15 protein-coding genes are annotated in these 16,744 nt (G+C 60.7%); 4 read left to right on the top strand and 11 right to left on the bottom strand.

What is annotated here, in order from left to right; translation table 11 throughout:
- Window positions 1-93 precede the first annotated feature (93 nt).
- The 3 genes from JFT44_RS06820 to JFT44_RS06810 all read left to right on the top strand — a co-directional run bounded on the left by JFT44_RS06820 (window position 94) and on the right by JFT44_RS06810 (window position 1,898).
- The gene (locus JFT44_RS06820; RefSeq protein ID WP_038445377.1) at window positions 94-369 is read left to right on the top strand and encodes a polyhydroxyalkanoic acid system family protein; all 276 of its coding nucleotides are present in this window, start codon (window positions 94-96) and stop codon (window positions 367-369) included.
- 138 nt (window positions 370-507) lie between these two features.
- A complete protein-coding gene (locus tag JFT44_RS06815; RefSeq protein WP_057437211.1) occupies window positions 508-930 on the top strand; it encodes a phasin family protein in 423 nt (140 codons plus the stop codon).
- Between the two features lie 11 nt (window positions 931-941).
- On the top strand, window positions 942-1,898 hold the full coding sequence (locus JFT44_RS06810) for a phasin family protein (RefSeq protein WP_186625136.1): 957 nt from the start codon (window positions 942-944) through the stop codon (window positions 1,896-1,898).
- A gap of 82 nt (window positions 1,899-1,980) precedes the next feature.
- Here the strand turns inward: JFT44_RS06810 and JFT44_RS06805 are convergent, their stop codons facing one another.
- The 11 genes from JFT44_RS06805 to JFT44_RS06755 all read right to left on the bottom strand — a co-directional run bounded on the left by JFT44_RS06805 (window position 1,981) and on the right by JFT44_RS06755 (window position 16,303).
- Window positions 1,981-2,877, bottom strand: coding sequence for a LysR family transcriptional regulator (locus tag JFT44_RS06805; protein WP_057958069.1), 897 nt, complete (start codon window positions 2,875-2,877; stop codon window positions 1,981-1,983).
- A 500-nt stretch (window positions 2,878-3,377) separates the two neighbouring features.
- Window positions 3,378-4,004: a TetR/AcrR family transcriptional regulator gene (locus JFT44_RS06800; RefSeq protein ID WP_057437220.1), complete on the bottom strand. Its 627-nt coding sequence runs from the start codon at window positions 4,002-4,004 to the stop codon at window positions 3,378-3,380.
- 27 nt (window positions 4,005-4,031) lie between these two features.
- Window positions 4,032-5,714: a class II poly(R)-hydroxyalkanoic acid synthase gene (gene phaC / locus JFT44_RS06795; RefSeq protein ID WP_057437221.1), complete on the bottom strand. Its 1,683-nt coding sequence runs from the start codon at window positions 5,712-5,714 to the stop codon at window positions 4,032-4,034.
- A 102-nt stretch (window positions 5,715-5,816) separates the two neighbouring features.
- Window positions 5,817-6,674, bottom strand: coding sequence for a poly(3-hydroxyalkanoate) depolymerase (phaZ, locus tag JFT44_RS06790; RefSeq protein WP_057437223.1), 858 nt, complete (start codon window positions 6,672-6,674; stop codon window positions 5,817-5,819).
- A 156-nt stretch (window positions 6,675-6,830) separates the two neighbouring features.
- Window positions 6,831-8,510 carry a class II poly(R)-hydroxyalkanoic acid synthase gene (phaC, locus tag JFT44_RS06785; protein WP_057958071.1) on the bottom strand — a complete coding sequence of 560 codons (1,680 nt, stop codon included), beginning with the start codon at window positions 8,508-8,510 and terminating at the stop codon, window positions 6,831-6,833.
- Window positions 8,511-8,760: 250 nt separating this feature from the next.
- On the bottom strand, window positions 8,761-9,138 hold the full coding sequence (locus tag JFT44_RS06780) for a gamma-butyrobetaine hydroxylase-like domain-containing protein (protein ID WP_057437225.1): 378 nt from the start codon (window positions 9,136-9,138) through the stop codon (window positions 8,761-8,763).
- A gap of 162 nt (window positions 9,139-9,300) precedes the next feature.
- Entirely contained in the window at window positions 9,301-10,638 is a 1,338-nt protein-coding gene (gene hslU / locus JFT44_RS06775; RefSeq protein WP_057437226.1) for an ATP-dependent protease ATPase subunit HslU, read from the bottom strand.
- 39 nt (window positions 10,639-10,677) lie between these two features.
- Window positions 10,678-11,208 carry an ATP-dependent protease subunit HslV gene (gene hslV / locus JFT44_RS06770; protein WP_017738857.1) on the bottom strand — a complete coding sequence of 177 codons (531 nt, stop codon included), beginning with the start codon at window positions 11,206-11,208 and terminating at the stop codon, window positions 10,678-10,680.
- A gap of 255 nt (window positions 11,209-11,463) precedes the next feature.
- Window positions 11,464-12,165 (bottom strand): SPOR domain-containing protein, encoded by a 702-nt coding sequence (locus tag JFT44_RS06765; protein WP_029296044.1) that lies wholly within the window; start codon window positions 12,163-12,165, stop codon window positions 11,464-11,466.
- 1 nt (window position 12,166) lies between these two features.
- Window positions 12,167-13,903 (bottom strand): arginine--tRNA ligase, encoded by a 1,737-nt coding sequence (argS, locus tag JFT44_RS06760; protein ID WP_128593005.1) that lies wholly within the window; start codon window positions 13,901-13,903, stop codon window positions 12,167-12,169.
- A 180-nt stretch (window positions 13,904-14,083) separates the two neighbouring features.
- Complete coding sequence (locus tag JFT44_RS06755) at window positions 14,084-16,303, bottom strand: primosomal protein N' (RefSeq protein ID WP_198830453.1); 2,220 nt, start codon at window positions 16,301-16,303, stop codon at window positions 14,084-14,086.
- 202 nt (window positions 16,304-16,505) lie between these two features.
- Between JFT44_RS06755 and rpmE the strand changes: the two genes are divergently transcribed.
- Complete coding sequence (gene rpmE, locus JFT44_RS06750; protein ID WP_198830452.1) at window positions 16,506-16,736, top strand: 50S ribosomal protein L31; 231 nt, start codon at window positions 16,506-16,508, stop codon at window positions 16,734-16,736.
- Window positions 16,737-16,744 lie beyond the last annotated feature (8 nt).

Raw genomic sequence — 16,744 nt, 5'->3', positions numbered from 1 at the left:
GGCTGAAGGTAAGATGGGTGGCCACCGAGACCTTTTGCCGCATGGCGGGTGAGTAGGGTGCTCAATACGTCTTTATAACGAGGAGTCATTCAAATGGCCCGCATTCAGATTGAACGTGCCCACGCACTGGGTAAGGAAGCTGCCAGGGCGAAAGCCGAGAAGTTGGCGCATAAACTCAAGGAGCAATATGGCCTGGAGCCGTCTTGGTCTGGCGACACGTTGAACCTCAAGCGTTCCGGCGTCAAAGGCACACTGAAAGTGGCCGAGGATTCGTTACGGATCGACGTGGAACTGGGTCTGTTGATGTCGGCCATGAGTGGCACTATCAAGTCCGAAATCGAGAAGGCCCTGGATAAGGCCCTGGCCTGATCTGCGACCGCGCGCCGCATTGGGTGCCGGTCGATTGCGCCGTTCTTAGGGTGCCGATTCTAATTTTTCTCCCTACTTTGTACTCAGCCCTCAACTCCTGTGGGCAGTTCCTCCACCCTTTTATGCGTGAGGTGCACCATGGCCAAAGTTATTTTGAAGAAAAAAATCGACACCCAAATCAGCGCCCTGAGCGACGTTAAAATCTATGCTCGCAAGATCTGGTTGGCGGGTTTGGGGGCTTACGCGAAGGTCGGCAGCGAAGGCAGCGAGTACTTCAAGGAGCTCGTTAAGACGGGTCAACATGTTGAAAGTAAAGGCAAAAAAGTTGTGAATGAACAACTTGATGCCGCCAACAGTCAGATTGATTACGTTAAGAGCAATGTCTCCAGCGTCAAAGGTCGCGTCGAAGTGCAACTGGATAAAGTCGAGAAGGCTTTTGACGAGCGTGTTGCAAGTGCCTTGAATCGAATCGGCATTGCGTCTAAACATGACGTGGAGACACTCTCTGCTAAGCTCGATGAGCTAACGGCATTGCTCGAACGTGTCGCGCGTAAACACTAAGGAGACATCGGATGGCTGTTAAAAAGACTACTCAGAAAGAAGGCAGCTCTTGGGTCGGGAAAGTTGAAGAATACTCCCGCAAGATCTGGCTGGCTGGTTTAGGCGTGTACTCGAAGATCGACAGTGACGGTAGCAAACTCTTCGAGACTTTGGTTAAAGACGGCGAGAAGGCCGAGAAGTTGACCAAGAGCACAGTGGGCAAGCAAGTCGATGCGGCCAAGGCGAGCGCGAGCTCTGCCAAGTCCCGTATCAGTGATGCAAAAAAACAGGTACTGGGTACTTGGGGCGAACTCGAAGGCGCACTCGACAAGCGCCTGAACAGTGCTATTTCGCGCCTGGGTGTGCCTAGCCGCAATGAAGTCAAGGCGCTGCACAGCAAGGTCGATACCCTGACCAAGCAAATCGAAAAGCTGACCGGCGCTAAAGTCGCTCCAGTCAAAGCGGCGGCCAAGCCTGCTGCCAAGCCGGCCGCGAAAACGGCTGCGGCCAAACCAGCAGCGAAAACCGTGGCCAAGCCATTGGCCAAGGCCGCAGCCAAACCTGCAGCCAAGCCAGCAGCTAAACCTGCGGCCAAGGCAGCAGCCAAGCCCGCGGCGAAAACGGCAGCAGCCAAACCAGCAGCCAAGAAGCCGGTAGCGGCCAAAGCTGCGGCAAAACCAGCGGCCAAGCCGGCAGCCAAACCTGCCGCCAAGCCAGTGGCCAAAACCGCTGCCGCCAAGCCGGCGACCAAGCCAGTTGCAGCCAAACCCGCTGCCAAACCGGCTGCCGCGAAACCGGCCGCGAAACCTGCTGCAAAGCCCTCGGCGAAGAAACCCGCCGTAGCCAAGAAGCCTGCAGCGCCCAAGCCAGCTGTCGCGGCCAAGCCTGCAACCCCGGCACCTGCGACCAACTCGGCCACTGCGCCGACGCCGGCCGCGGCGACCCCGACTGTAACGCCGGCAACCCCGACGCCATCCAGTCAGTCCTGATTTTCGGGGGACGTGTAAAAACGCCCGGCCTTAAAGGCCGGGCGTTTTTTTTGGCGGGTGGAACACCGACAGTGATACACGTCTAACGGTCGGGCTCGCCTGGGGCCTCGGATTCGCGGCAGGTTTGCATCAGCAGGTTGTTGAGTACCTTCAATGCCTGGGGCCGCCTCGGGGTTGATCGGTAGAGCAGAACAATCTCCCGCTGGTAGGCGTTCGTGTGGCTTGTTGGTGTTGCGTACACATCGTCGGTCTTCAACCCGGCCCATGCCGGCACCAGGGATACGCCCATGCCCTTGGCGACCATCAGGGATATCGCCTCCAAGGCATCCAGATTGCACAGCACATCTGGCTGTAATTGGTGGTCTTGAAGGTACTGCTGGGCGATCTGGCCGCCCCAGGCATTGGTGTCATAGCTGATCAGCGGGTGGGAGAGAATGGTCGAGGCAATTTCACCGGGTTCGACAGGCGCTTTTGTAAGAATCATCAATGACTCGCGCCGCAACACTTCCAGGGTCAGGGTTTTAGGCAATGCAAAGGGCGGTCGCACCATGATGCCAGCGTCCAACTCGCCGGCGACGACCTGTTCATAAAGGTTGCGCGAATCGCCCGGAGTGATCCGCAGGCGCAAGCGTGGTGCCGCGACCAGCAGTTGTTCCATGACCTGCGGCAGGATACCGGTCAATGCCGTGGACACGGCTCCCAGCCGCAGGTCGCCGGACAGCCCGCCCGCATCCAGTTCGTCGTGTAGTTGTGCACAGCCCTGAATCAGGGCGCGAATGCTCGGCAAGAGTACAAGGCACTGCTCGGAAGGACCGACAGAATGGGCCGCTCGGTTGAGCAATTCGCAGGAAAGAGAGCGTTCAAGCGCCTGGATACGCTGGCTGATCGCCGGGGCGGTAAGGTTTTCCCTGCGCGCCGCTGCGGCGATTGAGCCGGTCTCGATGACGGCAATCAAACTTTCGAGAAATCTGATATCCACAAGAATCCCTTTCGCTGAGAGATATGTAATACGTTTTTTATAATGATGCTACGTCGTTACTCTTTAGTCGTCATTATAAAGCTCGGGCATGTTACATGCGGTCAATCTTTCGTGTTACCTATCATGTTACAGATCTTGATGATGCCACCTATCGGTCTGGTTAGGTATTTGCACGAATTTGAAATTCCGCCCGTGGTTCGCTGCCCTGGCTGTCCACATCAGGTAGCGTGGGGCCTGGGGGCTCTTGAGAAGGAAAAGAAAGCGCCGGTGATCGCAGTGCTCAAGAGTGTGTTTGCGATCATATTCAAAGTTACCCATATCGTTATGCACTATTCGTCGATCAGGGTTTTCGGTGATGGTTACTTCAAAGAGGCTGCCGGCGTAATACATTGGCGCCCGTGATAATTGCCAAGTGAGAAAAGCAATAGCGGGAAGTTGCAACAGCAATAGATGACGATGTAAGTCTGTCAACCTTGGTTGCAGACTTGTAAGTCGTCGGCCTACACGGGCTGTGTGTCGTCCAGGTAGCGTAGTGCAAAACGCTCGGTGGCCAACCGCGCCGGCATCAACAGGTGCGGTGCCACCAGCATCATCACTTGATACACCGCCACCCGCACCTCGGCCTCGCGGTCCAGGATCCGCTGGTAATCCAGGGAGAACAGCAGGGTCATGGTGATCTGCTCCACCAACTGCCCCAGTGCCTGGGTCTCGCTGACCAACTGCCCTTGTGCCTTGAGCCGTGCCAGCAGTGAGGCCAGTGTGCGCTTGAGCGCGGTCAGCAGGTTACGAATCCCCTTGGCCAATTTGGGCAAGCGTCCGGCCAGGTTCGACAGGTCCTGGAACAGGAACCGATAGTGCGCCATGCGCTCAACGATCAGGTGCAGGAACAGCCAGTAATCCTCGGGCGCCAACTGCACATCCGGCGGCGGGTCGAGCAGCGGTGCCAACTCCCCCTGAAAGCGCTCGAACAGCCCCAGTACCAGGGGCTCCTTGCCATGGAAGTGGTAGTAGAGGTTGCCGGGGCTGATCCCCATTTCATTGGCCACCTCCATGGTTGAAACATTTGGCTCGCCCTTGTGGTTGAACAACTGCAGGGCACATTCAAGGATCCGGTCGCGGGTTTTCATCCAGTCTTCTTAATCTGATCGTTGAGCTCAGCGCACCCGCACATAGGTGCCCGGTGCTGCTTCCATCGGTGGGTAGTTCTGGTTGCCCAGGGCCGTCAGGGTTTCGCGCTGCACCCCGGAGCGTTGCTGGATCCACTCAAGCCACTGCGGCCACCAACTGCCCTCGATGTGGCTGGCGTCGTAGTACCAGGCGCGTGGATCGCTGCTCAGCTTGAGGTTCTCGACGAAGTTCGCCTTGGGGTTGCCCGGCGGGTTGAGGATGCTCTGGATATGCCCGCTGTTGGAAAGCACAAAACGTTTGTCGCCGCCCAGTAGCAAGGTCGAACGGTAGACCGCGTCCCACGGGGTGATGTGATCGTTGATCCCGGCCACGCTGAAGCTGTCGACGGTAACCTTCTGCAAGTCGATGGGCGTGCCGCAGACTTCCAGGCCACCGGGATGGCTCAAGGGGTTGTGCTTGAAGAAATCCAGCAGATCGCCATGCAAGGCCGCCGGCAAGCGGGTGTTGTCGTTGTTCCAGTACAGGATGTCGAACGCCGGCGGCTCCTTGCCCAGCAGGTAATTGTTGATCCAGTAGTTCCAGATCAGGTCATTGGGGCGCATCCAGGCAAAGACCTTGGCCATGTCCCGGCCATCCAGCACCCCTTCCTGGTAGGAACGGCGCTTGGCCGCTTCCAGGGTCTGTTCGTCGGCAAACAGCGTGGCGGGGCTGTCGATCTGGCTGTCCAGCAGGCTTACCAGGTAAGTGGCACTGGCGACCCGCCGTTGTTGGCGCTTGGCCTGCAGGTGCCCCTGCAGGGCGGCGATGGTCAGGCCGCCGGCGCAGGCACCCATCAGGTTCACTTCGCGGGCGCCGCTGATCGCCCGGCAGATATTCAATGCTTCCTCCAGCGCCGCCACATAGGTCGACAGGCCCCACTCGCGATGGCGCACGTCCGGGTTGCGCCAACTGACCATAAACACTTGCAGGCCGTTTTTCAGGGCGTACTGCACGAAGCTGTTGGCCGGGCTTAAATCGAAAATGTAGTACTTGTTGATTTGCGGCGGCACCACCAGCAGTGGCTTGGCGTACTGTTTTTCGCTCATGGGCTTGTACTGGATCAGCTCCAGCAGCTCATTGCGAAACACCACCGAACCGGGCGTGGTCGCTACCGTCTTGCCCACCTCGAACGCCTGCTTGGTGACCTGGCGTGGCAGGCCATTGTTGTGCAGCAGGTCATCGAACAGGTTGCTTACGCCGCGCACCACGCTGTGGCCGCCGGAATTGAGCAGCTCTTTGATCGCCAGCGGGTTGAGCAGGGTGTTGGACGGTGACACTGCATCGTTGAGCAACGAGAAGGCAAAGTGCGCCCGTGCGCGGTCGTCGTCGCTCAGGCTGCTGTCGTCGATCCAGTGCCGGGTTTGTTTCTGCCAGCTCAAATACGCTTGCAGGCTGCGCCGGTACAGGGGGTTGAGGGCCCAGGTAGGGTCGGCGAAGCGACTGTCGTGGGGGTTGGGTTCATGCACGGTCTCACCCAGCAGCACCCGGCCCAGTTGCCCACCCAATGCCAACGCATGCCGGGCGCTGTGCAACGGGTTGCGCAACCCGTGGGCGGCGACAGTGCGCAGGGTCGATAGCAGATCCCGGCCACGCAAGCCGGTGATTGCACTTTGTGCATTGATGAACGCGGCGGGTGTAGGCGCCGGGACGTTTACGGGTCTGTCACGCATGGGTCAACACTCCTTCGTCAATTCGCCAACAAGCACGCCAATTCAGAACCATAGTCGGTTCTGGCCAAGTTGCGCGTAGGGGTCGTCCTGACCCGATACCGCTCAGGTGTGGCTATGGGGCGCCGGCTGCGGATGGATCACCGCGCGCAAGCGCTCCTCCTGGAGAAACTTCATGATGATCGGTGCCACCGCTTCGGCCCGGGTAATCAGGAACAGATGGCCGTCGTCGATGATGTGTAACTGCGCATTGGGGATGCGCCAGGCCAGCATGCGCATATTGACCAAGGGGATCAGCGGGTCGTCGTCGCCGGCCAGCACCAGGGTCGGCTGCTTGATCTTGTGCAGCCAGTGAATGCTGGTCCAGCCCAGGCCCGCAAACAGCTGCCAGTAGTAGCCCAGCTTGCCGGCCGAGCGCACTTTGCTTGCGTGTTCGGCGGCCAGTTTTGAATCCCGGCGGAACGAGCCGCCGTAAATCATCGGCGCGATGCGCACCACATGGGACGGTTGGATATAGCGCCGCGGGCTGGCCATCAGCCATAACACCTTCGGTTTGCCGGGCACCATAAAGGCACCGGCGGCGGTGGCGGCCAGGATCAGCTTCTTGCAGCGCTCCGGGTAGTCGTAGGCAAATTGCTGTGCCAGGGCGCCGCCCCAGGAAACCCCGACGGCATTGACCTGGCCGTAGTCCAGGTAGTCGAGCATGCGCGCGGTGAGTTTGGCCAGGCCGGGAAAGCGATAGGGGCGACTGGGTGTCGATGACCCGCCCACTCCGGGTACATCAAAGGCAATCACTTCCAGGTCCGGGTCCAGGGCCTGGACGAACGGAAACACCAGCTCAAGGTTGGCGCCGATGCCGTTGAAAATCAGCAGTGGCGTCAAGTGAGACTTGCCCGGTCGTACCGCCGTGCGGATGGTCTGGCCATCCAGGTCGATGGTACGGAAGATGAACGGTTGCGGCATGCTCAAGCCCTGTGAAGTGTTACTGCGGTCAATGTGGGAGCTGGCTTGCCTGCGATAGCGGCGGGTCAGTCAGTACATGTGTTGGCTGACCCACCGTTATCGCAGGCAAGCCAGCTCCCACATTTGATCTCATTGCAATCACACAAAAGTGTGGCCTTAGCGCTCGTGAACGTATGTCCCTGGTGCAGCCTCCGCCGCCGCGTAGGCTTTATTGCCTAGGTTCGCAGGCGACTTCTTCAATTTGCCCGAACGCTCCCCTAGCCAGCCCTGCCAGTGCAGCCACCACGAGTCGGTATGCTTGGTGGCGTTTTCCTGCCAGTCCAATGCCTTCTCGCCCATGCTCTCGCTGGTCTGGTAACGCGCCTTGGGGTTGCCGGGGGGGTTGAGGATGCTCTGGATATGCCCGCTGCTGGACAGCACGAACTCGACCTTGCCGCCAAACAGTTGCGCCGACTTGTAGCAGGACTGCCACGGCGTGATGTGGTCGTTGGTGCCCGCCAGCGAGTAGATGTCGGCCGTCACCTGCTTGAGGTCAATCGGGGTGCCGCACACTTCCAGGGCATTGGCCCGTATCAGCGGGTTGTTCTTGAACAGTTCGATCAGGTCGCCGTGGAAGGCCGCCGGCAAGCGCGTGGTGTCGTTGTTCCAGAACAGGATGTCGAACACCGGTGGCTCATTGCCCAACAGGTAGTTGTTGACCCAGTAGTTCCAGATCAGGTCATTGGGGCGCATCCAGGCGAACACCTTGGCCATGTCCCGGCCTTCCAGCACGCCGGCCTGGTAGGAGTGGCGCTTGGCCGCCTCCAGGGTCTGCTCATCGACGAACAGGGCTACCTGGGTGTCGAGGGTGGTGTCCAGCACACTGACCAGCAAGGTCAGGGCGTTGACCTTCTTCTCGCCCAGCGCCGCATAGTGGCCCAGCAGCGCGGTGCAGGTGATGCCGCCCGAGCAGGCGCCGAGCATGTTGATGTCTTTGCTGCCGGTAATCGCCGTGACCACGTCGACCGCCTCTTTCAGCGCTTCGATATAGGTCGACAGGCCCCATTCGCGCTGGGCCTTGGTGGGGTTGCGCCAACTGACGATAAAGGTCTGCTGGTTATTGCGCAGGCAGAAACGCGCCAGGCTCTTGTCCGGGCTCAGGTCGAACACATAAAACTTGTTGATCTGCGGCGGCACCACCAGCAGTGGGCGCTCGTACACCTGCTCGGTGATCGGCTTGTACTGGATCAGCTCCAGCACGTCATTGCGAAACACTACCGCGCCTTCGCTGGTGCCCAGGCTCTTGCCCACTTCAAAGGCGCCCATATTCACCTGGCTCGGCATGCCGCCGTTATGCACCAGGTCCTTGGCCAGGTGCGAGAGGCCATCGAGCAGGCTCTTGCCGCCGGTTTCAAAGAAGCGTTTGACCGCTGCCGGGTTGGCGGCGCTGTTGGTGGGGGCCATGGCTTCGGTCATGAGATTGATGACGAAGTGCCCACGGCTGATGTCCTGCTCCGACAGGTTGCTGTCGCCGATCCAGTCGTGTAGTTCCTTGCGCCACGCCAGGTAGGTTTGCAGGTAGCGCTTATAGAGCGGGTTCTGGCTCCAGGCCGGGTCGTTGAAACGACGGTCATCGCTTTCAGGGGCAAGCTCGGACTTGCCGAACACCACGTTTTTCAATTCGACGCCAAAGTGGGCGACGTGCTTGACGCTGTGCAGGGGTTGCTTGATGGCCTGGGTCAGCACCATGCGCGCAGAAGCCAGTAAATCCTTTTTCCGTAATGCGATGATCGGGTTCAGCCCCAGGGTGTTTTCCGAGGCCTGGCGTTTCAAGTCATCGTTATTCTTGTTACTCATCCACGACGCTCCATTGTCCGAAAGACGAGTACCGGGTACCGCTGTGCACCCAATTATCGAGGCACAACACAAGCCTGGTACTGCTGCTCGGGTGACCGTTGATACCGCATCGTAAAATGCAGGGAACTTGCCAACTCCATTGGTTACCCGAGTTTTATTTAATGCGCAAGCGGACCAATCTTTGGTCACACCACAGGGCATTCAAGCAGATGAAATTAGAAAATGCCCACTAATGAGCAAGAGGCTTGATTTAGAGCATCAGCTTGACGACGGACTGGCTCGGGTCGCGGGTTTTTCCGGCTGCCTTGAGCTCGGCAAGATAATCGGCCCACAGCGCGTCCTGACGTACGGCGAGTTGGTAGAGGTAGTCCCAGGTGAACAGTCCGCTGTCATGACCGTCGTCGAAGGTCAATTTCAGTGCGTACTGCCCGGCAGGTTCGATCTTGGTCAGGCCGACATTCAGCTTGCCGAATTGCAGGATCGGTTTGCCGTGGCCCTGGACCTCGGCGGAAGGTGAGTGCACCCGCAGCAGTTCGGCGCTCAGGTGATAGACCTCGTCGGGGCCGTAGGTCAGCGAGAGGGTCTTGGAGGCTTTGTGCAGATTGATGGCGGTGGGCATTTTAGACATTGGGGGAACCGCTCGTGGATGATCCTGAAGGAACCGGCTTTAAAATGTGGGAGCGGGCTTGCTCGCGAATGCGGTGGGTCAGTTTATGCAACTGTGACTGACCCACCGCATTCGCGAGCAAGCCCGCTCCCACATTAAAGCAGAGCGGTTCCTGCGTAAGCCTTACAGGATATAACGAGACAGGTCTTCGTTCTGCGCCAACTCGCCCAGGTGGCTGTTGACGTAGTCGGCGTCGATCCTGATCGCCACGCCATTCTGCGCGCCCGCCATGTCGCCGGCGCTGAAGGATACTTCCTCCAGCAGGCGCTCAAGCAGGGTGTGCAGGCGACGGGCACCGATATTCTCGGTCTTCTCGTTGACCTGCCAGGCAATTTCCGCCAAACGCTTGATACCGTCTGGCAGGAACTCGATCCCCAGGCCTTCGGTTTTCAGCAGCTCGCGGTATTGCTCGGTCAGCGAAGCGTGTGGCTCGCTGAGGATGCGTTCGAAGTCGCCCGGGGTCAGCGCCTTGAGTTCCACGCGAATCGGCAGGCGGCCTTGCAGCTCCGGCACCAGGTCGCTTGGCTTGCTCAGGTGGAACGCGCCGGATGCGATAAACAGGATATGGTCAGTCTTGACCATGCCCAGCTTGGTATTCACCGTGCAGCCTTCGATCAGCGGCAGCAGGTCGCGCTGTACGCCTTCGCGGGAGACATCAACGCCGCCGGAATTGCCGCGCTTGGCCACCTTGTCGATCTCGTCGATAAACACGATGCCGTGCTGCTCGACGGCTTCCAGGGCCTTGGCCTTGAGTTCTTCCTCGTTGACCAGGCGCCCGGCTTCTTCGTCACGCACCAGCTTGAGCGCGTCCTTGACCTTGAGCTTGCGGCTTTTCTTCTTGCCCTTGCCCATGTTGGCGAACAGGTTCTGCAACTGGCTGGTCATTTCTTCCATGCCAGGCGGCGCCGAGATATCGACGCCAGCGCTTTCGGCGACTTCGATCTCGATTTCCTTGTCGTCCAACTGGCCTTCACGCAGGCGCTTGCGGAACAGCTGGCGCGTGTTGGAATCGGAGGCAGGAGCGGCGTCTTCATTGAAGCCCGCGCGTGCCGGTGGCAGCAGGGCGTCGAGGATGCGCTCTTCGGCAGCGTCTTCGGCGCGATGGCTGACCTTGGTCATTTCCTGTTCGCGCAACAGTTTCAGGGCGGCGTCGGCCAGATCACGGATGATCGACTCGACGTCACGGCCCACGTAGCCGACTTCGGTGAACTTGGTGGCTTCGACCTTGATGAACGGTGCGTTGGCCAGCTTGGCCAGGCGCCGGGCGATTTCGGTCTTGCCGACACCGGTCGGGCCGATCATCAGGATGTTCTTGGGGGTTACTTCAACGCGCAATTCTTCGGGCAGTTGCATCCGGCGCCAGCGGTTACGCAGGGCGATGGCAACGGCGCGCTTGGCATCGTCCTGGCCGATGATATGGCGATTGAGTTCATGGACGATTTCGCGGGGAGTCATGGACATAGTGGTGTGTGGTCCTCAAGCAGGAAAAAGCCGACGGGCTTATTCCGCGAGGTCCTGCTCCTCAATGGTCAGGTTGTGGTTGGTGAACACGCAGATATCGCCGGCGATACCCAAGGCGGTCTCGACGATTTCCCGGGCCGACAGGTCGGTTTTTTTCAGCAGGGCACTGGCTGCGGCCTGGGCATAGCCCCCGCCGGAACCCATGGCGATCAGGCCGTTTTCGGGCTCAACCACGTCACCGTTGCCGGTGATGATCAGGGACGCGTCTTTGTTGGCGACGGCGAGCATGGCTTCGAGGCGGCTGAGGGAGCGGTCGGTGCGCCACTCCTTGGCCAGTTCGACGGCGGCACGCACCAGATGGCCCTGGTGTTTTTCCAGTTGGCCTTCAAAACGCTCGAACAGGGTAAAGGCGTCAGCGGTGGCCCCTGCAAAACCGGCAAGGACCTGGCCGTGGTACAGGCGACGCACTTTTTTCGCGTTGCCTTTCATCACGGTATTGCCAAGGGAAACCTGGCCGTCGCCGCCCATGACGACTTTGCCGTGGCGACGAACTGAAACGATGGTGGTCAAGGGGAGAGTCTCCACGCTGCGGGGCGAAAATGCCCTGATGGAACTCATATGGGGGTGGCGGGGGAGATTTCAACCGTAGGAAGGGTGCGCGGACGAGTGGTGTCTAGCGCACTGGCACAGGCTCGAGAGCCCTATAAAACCAATGTGGGAACTGGCTTGCCTGCGATAGCGGTGCACTCGTCACTGAAAATATTGACTGATGCACCGTCATCGCCGGCAAGCCAGCTCCCACAGTTGATCCGTGTTGGCTGTGGCTCAGCGGCTCTGGCGTTGTTGTAACAACAGGTTGCTAAAGCCCGCGCCCGCCAGTTGTTTCTGCGCCACGGTCAGCTGTTCACGGTTGCTGAACGGCCCCACCAGCACGCGATACCAGGTCGCTTCCTTCACCGTTCCGGATTCCACCGTTACCGTCTGCCCCAGCAGGATAATCTGCGCCCGCACCCGGTCCGCATCCGCCTGCTTGGGGAACGAGCCCGCTTGCAGGAAGAACTTGGTCACCGGCGCCGCCTTGGTGGTGGCGACCGGTGGTGCCGGTGGCGGGGTAATCCCGGCCAGTGCGGCCTGGGCCCGTGCGGTGTCGATCTTCGCCGCTTCTGCCGGGGTCACCGGGGTGGTCGGTACTTGCGGGGTCGGCAGGGTTTTCTCCGGCACGGCGTCTTGCGGAACGATCACTTCCGATTCCGGCAGCAACGTGTAGAAGTCGTACTTCGGCTTCACCGGCGCGGTCGGGCTCGGCGGTGTCTTGTTCGCTTCGGCGATCTTGCTGGCCTTCTGCTGCTCCTGCTTGACCCGCTTCACGTCTTCGCCCTGGCCCGGCTCCAGCTTCATCAGGAACACGATAAACGCACCGACCGACAGGCCGATGGCCAGCCACATCCAGCCCGGGATCGGTTGTTTTGCCGGTGCCTGGTAGCGGCTGGCGCCGCGCTTGGGTGCAGGTTTTTTCTTGGCTGCCAACTTACATACGCTCCAGAGTTTCCAGGCCCAACAGTTCCAGGCCTTGCTTGAGGGTCCGTCCAGCCAGTGCGGCGAGGCGCAGGCGGCTTTGCTTTTGCGTTTCGTCGTCGGCGCTCAGGATCGGGCAGTTCTCGTAGAAGCTGGAGAACAACCCGGCGACTTCATACAGGTAGGTGCACAGAATGTGTGGCGTACCTTTCTCGCCCACGCTGTTGAGCACTTCGCCGAACTGCGCCAGTTTGGCCGCCAGTTCCTGCTCGTGGGGCGCGTCCAGCACGATCTGCCCTTCGACTTCGCTGAAATCCTTGCCCAGCTTGCGGAACACGCCCGCCACACGGGTGTAGGCATACAGCAGGTACGGCGCGGTGTTGCCTTCAAAGTTGAGCATCAGCTCGAAGTTGAAGCTGTAGTCGCTGGTGCGGTGCTTGGACAGGTCGGCGTATTTCACCGCGCCAATACCCACTACCTTGGCGATATTGCGCAGGTCGGCTTCGGCCAGTTCCGGGTTCTTTTCCTTCACCAGGTTGTAGGCACGCTCCTGGGCTTCGTTCAGCAGGTCGATCAGCTTCACGGTGCCGCCGTCGCGGGTCTTGAACGGGCGGCCATCGGCGCCGTTCATGGTGCCGAAGCCCATGTGCTCCATGTGCATCGGGTGGGTGACGAAACCGGCGCGGCGCGCCACCTCGAACACTTGCTGGAAGTGCAGGGCCTGGCGCTGGTCGACGAAGTACAGCGCGCGATCGGCTTTCAGCACGCCGCTGCGGTAGCGCACGGCCGCCAGGTCGGTGGTGGCGTACAGATAGCCGCCGTCGGCCTTGACGATGATCACTGGCAGCGGCTCGCCGTCGGCGGTCTTGAATTCTTCGAGGAACACGCACTGGGCGCCGTTGCTCTCAACCAGCAGACCCTTGGCCTTGAGGTCGTTGACCACGTTGATCAGGTCGTCGTTGTAGGCACTTTCGCCCATCACGTCGGCCATGGTCAGTTTGACGTTCAGCAGTTCGTAGATTTTCTGGCAGTGGGACAGGGAAATATCGCGGAAACGTGCCCACAGCTCCAGGCACTCCGGGTCGCCGGCCTGCAGCTTGACCACCAGGCCACGGGCGCGGTTGGCGAACTCTTCGGATTCGTCAAAGCGCTTTTTGGCGGCGCGGTAGAAGTTTTCCAGGTCCGACAGCTCGTTGCTGGTGATGGGGTTTTCTTGCAGGTACGCCATCAGCATGCCGAACTGGGTACCCCAGTCGCCCACGTGGTTCTGGCGGATCACGGTGTCGCCGAGAAACTCCAGGACCCGTGCCACGCCGTCGCCAATGATGGTCGAGCGCAGGTGGCCGACGTGCATCTCTTTGGCCAGGTTGGGGGCCGACAGGTCGATGGCCACGCGCTGCAGCGGGCCGGCCTTGCGCACGCCGATCTTGGCGTCGGCCAGGGCTGCGTCCAGGCGCGAAGCCAGGGCCTGGGTGTTCTGGAAAATATTGATAAAACCGGGGCCGGCGATTTCGGCCTTGCTGACCTGCGGATCAGATGGCAGCGCGGCAATGATTTTTTCCGCGAGGTCGCGCGGTTTCATGCCCGCGGGCTTGGCCAGCATCATCGCGATGTTGCTGGCGAAGTCGCCGTGGGTCTTGTCTCGAGAGTTTTCCACCTGGATCGCCGGCGTCAGGCCTTCAGGCAACACACCTTCGTTGACGAGTTGGGTGAGGGCTTGTTGGATCAACTGGCGAATTGTGTCTTTCATGGTGTTCTCTTTCGACCGCATGCGGCGGCGCGCGATGCGCAGGTGGAAAAACTGGACATTATCCGGTGCGAGGGCGGGCTTGCCAACCATCAAGGTCGGTTACTGGACCTGCGGGCCTCATCGCGGGCAAGCCCACCGTTCAAAATGTAGGCTGGCTTGCCGGCGATAGCGATTTACCTATCAGTACAAATCCACCGGATCGACATCCAACGACCATCGCACCTGTCGCCCGCTGGGCATTTGCTCCAGAGCAAGCAACCAGCTACTTAATAGCCGATGCAGCGGCGCGCGGGCGGTGGCTTGCAACAGGAGCTGTGCGCGATAACGCCCGGCGCGGCGCTCCATCGGTGCAGGCACAGGGCCCAGCAACTCGATGCCGCTCAGACCCAGCTCGCCGAGCAAACGTTCAGCCGCGCTGCACGCTTCATCCAGGAAATCTTCGGCCTGCCCCGGTTTATGGGCCTCGGCGCGCAACAGCGCGAGGTGCGCAAAGGGGGGCAAACCGGCGGAGCGGCGCTCGCTCAAGGCCTGCTCGGCGAAGGCGAAGTAGCCTTGTTCTGTCAGTTGAATCAGCAATGGGTGGTCGGCCAGGTGGGTCTGGATGATCACCTTGCCAGGCTCTTCGGCACGCCCGGCGCGGCCTGCGACCTGCACGATCAGCTGCGCCATGCGTTCGCTGGCGCGAAAGTCCCCGGAGAACAGGCCGCCATCGGCATCCAGGATCGAGACCAGGGTCACGCGGGGGAAGTGATGACCTTTGGCAAGCATCTGCGTACCCACCAGGATGCACGGCTGGCCTTTCTGGATCGTGGCGAACAGCTGGTTCATTGCATCCTTGCGCGACGTACTGTCGCGGTCCACCCGCAGTACCGGGAAGTCCGGGAACAGAATCCCCAGGCGCTCCTCGGCGCGCTCGGTGCCGGCGCCTACCGGCCGCAGGTCGACTTTGCCGCATTGCGGGCAGTGGCGTGGCACTCGCTCCACATGGCCGCAATGGTGGCAGCGCAACTCGCCGGAGCGCTGGTGCACCGTCATGCGCGCATCGCAGCGGTTGCACTCGGACATCCAGCCGCAGTCATGGCACAGCAGGGTCGGCGCAAAGCCCCGGCGGTTGAGGAACACCAGCACTTGCTGGCCGGCCGCCAGGGTCTGGCCAATGGCTTGTTGCATCGGCCCGGAAATACCGCTGTCCAGTGGCCGGCTTTTCACATCCAGGCGCAGGAAGCGCGGTTGCTTGGCGCCGCCCGCGCGCTCGTTGAGGCGCAGCAGGCCGTAGCGCCCGGTGTAGGCGTTGTGCAGGCTTTCCAGGGAGGGGGTGGCCGAGCCAAGCACAATCGGGATGTTTTCCTGGCGCGCACGCACCAGGGCCAGGTCGCGGGCGTGGTAGCGCAGGCCTTCCTGCTGCTTATAAGAGCCGTCGTGTTCTTCGTCGATGATGATCAGGCCGGGGTTTTTCATCGGCGTGAACAGCGCCGAGCGGGTGCCGATAATAATGTCGGCCTCGCCGTCCCGGGCGGCGAGCCAGGATTCCAGGCGTTCGCGGTCGTTGACGGCCGAGTGCACCAGGGCGATCCGTGCATTGAACCGTTGCTCGAAGCGCGCCAGGGTCTGGGGGCCGAGGTTGATCTCGGGGATCAGCACCAGTGCCTGCTTGCCGGCTTCCAGGGTTTCGCGGATCAGTTGCAAATAGACTTCGGTCTTGCCGCTGCCGGTGACACCGGCCAGCAGGAACGCGTGAAAGCTGTCGGCACCGGCACTGATGGCCTCAAAGGCCGCGCGTTGTTCCGGGTTCAGCGGCAATTCCGGTTGGGCCAGCCAGTGTTCATGGCGTTCGCCGGGGGCGTGGCGGCGGATTTCCACTTGCACCAGCTCCTTGGCCAGCAGCAGGTCGAGGCTGTCCTTGCTCAACATCAGCTTGCTCAGCAACTGGTGAGCAACGCCATGGGGATGCTGCGCCAGGGTGGCCAGGGCCTCACGCTGGCGCGGGGCGCGGGCGATGCGTGGGTCGTCCAGGCGCGCGCCGGGGGCCATCGACCAGAAACGCTCCTGGCGGGCCTCGGCCAACTCGCCCTGGCGCAACAGCACCGGCAAGGCCCAGCTCAAGGTATCGCCCAGGCTGTGCTGGTAATACTGGGAGGTCCACAGGCACAGCTTGAACAGCGACGCCGGCAGCGGTGGCGTGGCATCGAGGATGGCCAGGGCCGGCTTGAGCTTTTCTGCCGGCACTTCGCTGTGGTCCGCCACCTCGATCAGAATCCCGATCATCTCCCTTCGGCCAAACGGCACGCGCACGCGCATCCCCGGCTGCAACTGCGACCGCACGACACCCGCAGGCGCCCGATAATCGAACAGACGGCGCAGGGGCGAGGGCAGGGCGAGGCGCAAAATGGCGTCGGGCACGCGGGAGGTTCTCATATGGCAGGCGGTGGAGAAGGGCGCGAGCCTAGCAGACCCGCAGGGGAGTGTCCTGCCACAGTTTCTGATGAAAGGGGGCATGGCGGCGCTTGCGCGTTTAAAAAGCTCTGGTAGAATCCGCGGCCTAATTACGTGCGGTATTCGACAATAGTGTCGAGTGGCGGCACGCTAGCCTGAGGAAGACACCATGAAAGCCGATATCCATCCAGCGTACGAAACCATCCAAGTTACTTGCAGCTGCGGCAACAAGTTCGAAACCCGTTCGAACCTGTGCAAGCCACTGGGCACTGACGTATGCAACGAGTGCCACCCGTTCTACACCGGTAAGCAGAAGACTCTGGATACTGGCGGCCGTGTACAGCGCTTCGCCGACCGTTTCGGTGCTTTCGGCAAGAAAGCTCCAACTGCTGCAGAGTAAGGTTCGAA

The sequence above is a fragment of the Pseudomonas sp. MF5691 genome, from assembly GCF_016405645.1.
GTDB lineage: Bacteria > Pseudomonadota > Gammaproteobacteria > Pseudomonadales > Pseudomonadaceae > Aquipseudomonas > Aquipseudomonas shahriarae.
Note: the sequence above shows the minus strand (reverse complement) of the source record. Positions and strands in the feature narration are given on the sequence as shown.

Bases quoted from the DNA above. Each gene is read 5' to 3' on its own strand.
- JFT44_RS06820 (WP_038445377.1), top strand. From the start codon at position 94: ATGGCCCGCATTCAGATTGAACGTGCCCACGCACTGGGTAAGGAAGCT.
- JFT44_RS06815 (WP_057437211.1), top strand. From the start codon at position 508: ATGGCCAAAGTTATTTTGAAGAAAAAAATCGACACCCAAATCAGCGCC.
- JFT44_RS06810 (WP_186625136.1), top strand. From the start codon at position 942: ATGGCTGTTAAAAAGACTACTCAGAAAGAAGGCAGCTCTTGGGTCGGG.
- JFT44_RS06800 (WP_057437220.1), bottom strand. From the start codon at position 4,004: ATGAAAACCCGCGACCGGATCCTTGAATGTGCCCTGCAGTTGTTCAAC.
- phaC (WP_057437221.1), bottom strand. From the start codon at position 5,714: ATGCGTGACAGACCCGTAAACGTCCCGGCGCCTACACCCGCCGCGTTC.
- phaZ (WP_057437223.1), bottom strand. From the start codon at position 6,674: ATGCCGCAACCGTTCATCTTCCGTACCATCGACCTGGATGGCCAGACC.
- phaC (WP_057958071.1), bottom strand. From the start codon at position 8,510: ATGAGTAACAAGAATAACGATGACTTGAAACGCCAGGCCTCGGAAAAC.
- JFT44_RS06780 (WP_057437225.1), bottom strand. From the start codon at position 9,138: ATGTCTAAAATGCCCACCGCCATCAATCTGCACAAAGCCTCCAAGACC.
- hslU (WP_057437226.1), bottom strand. From the start codon at position 10,638: ATGTCCATGACTCCCCGCGAAATCGTCCATGAACTCAATCGCCATATC.
- argS (WP_128593005.1), bottom strand. From the start codon at position 13,903: ATGAAAGACACAATTCGCCAGTTGATCCAACAAGCCCTCACCCAACTC.
- rpmE (WP_198830452.1), top strand. From the start codon at position 16,506: ATGAAAGCCGATATCCATCCAGCGTACGAAACCATCCAAGTTACTTGC.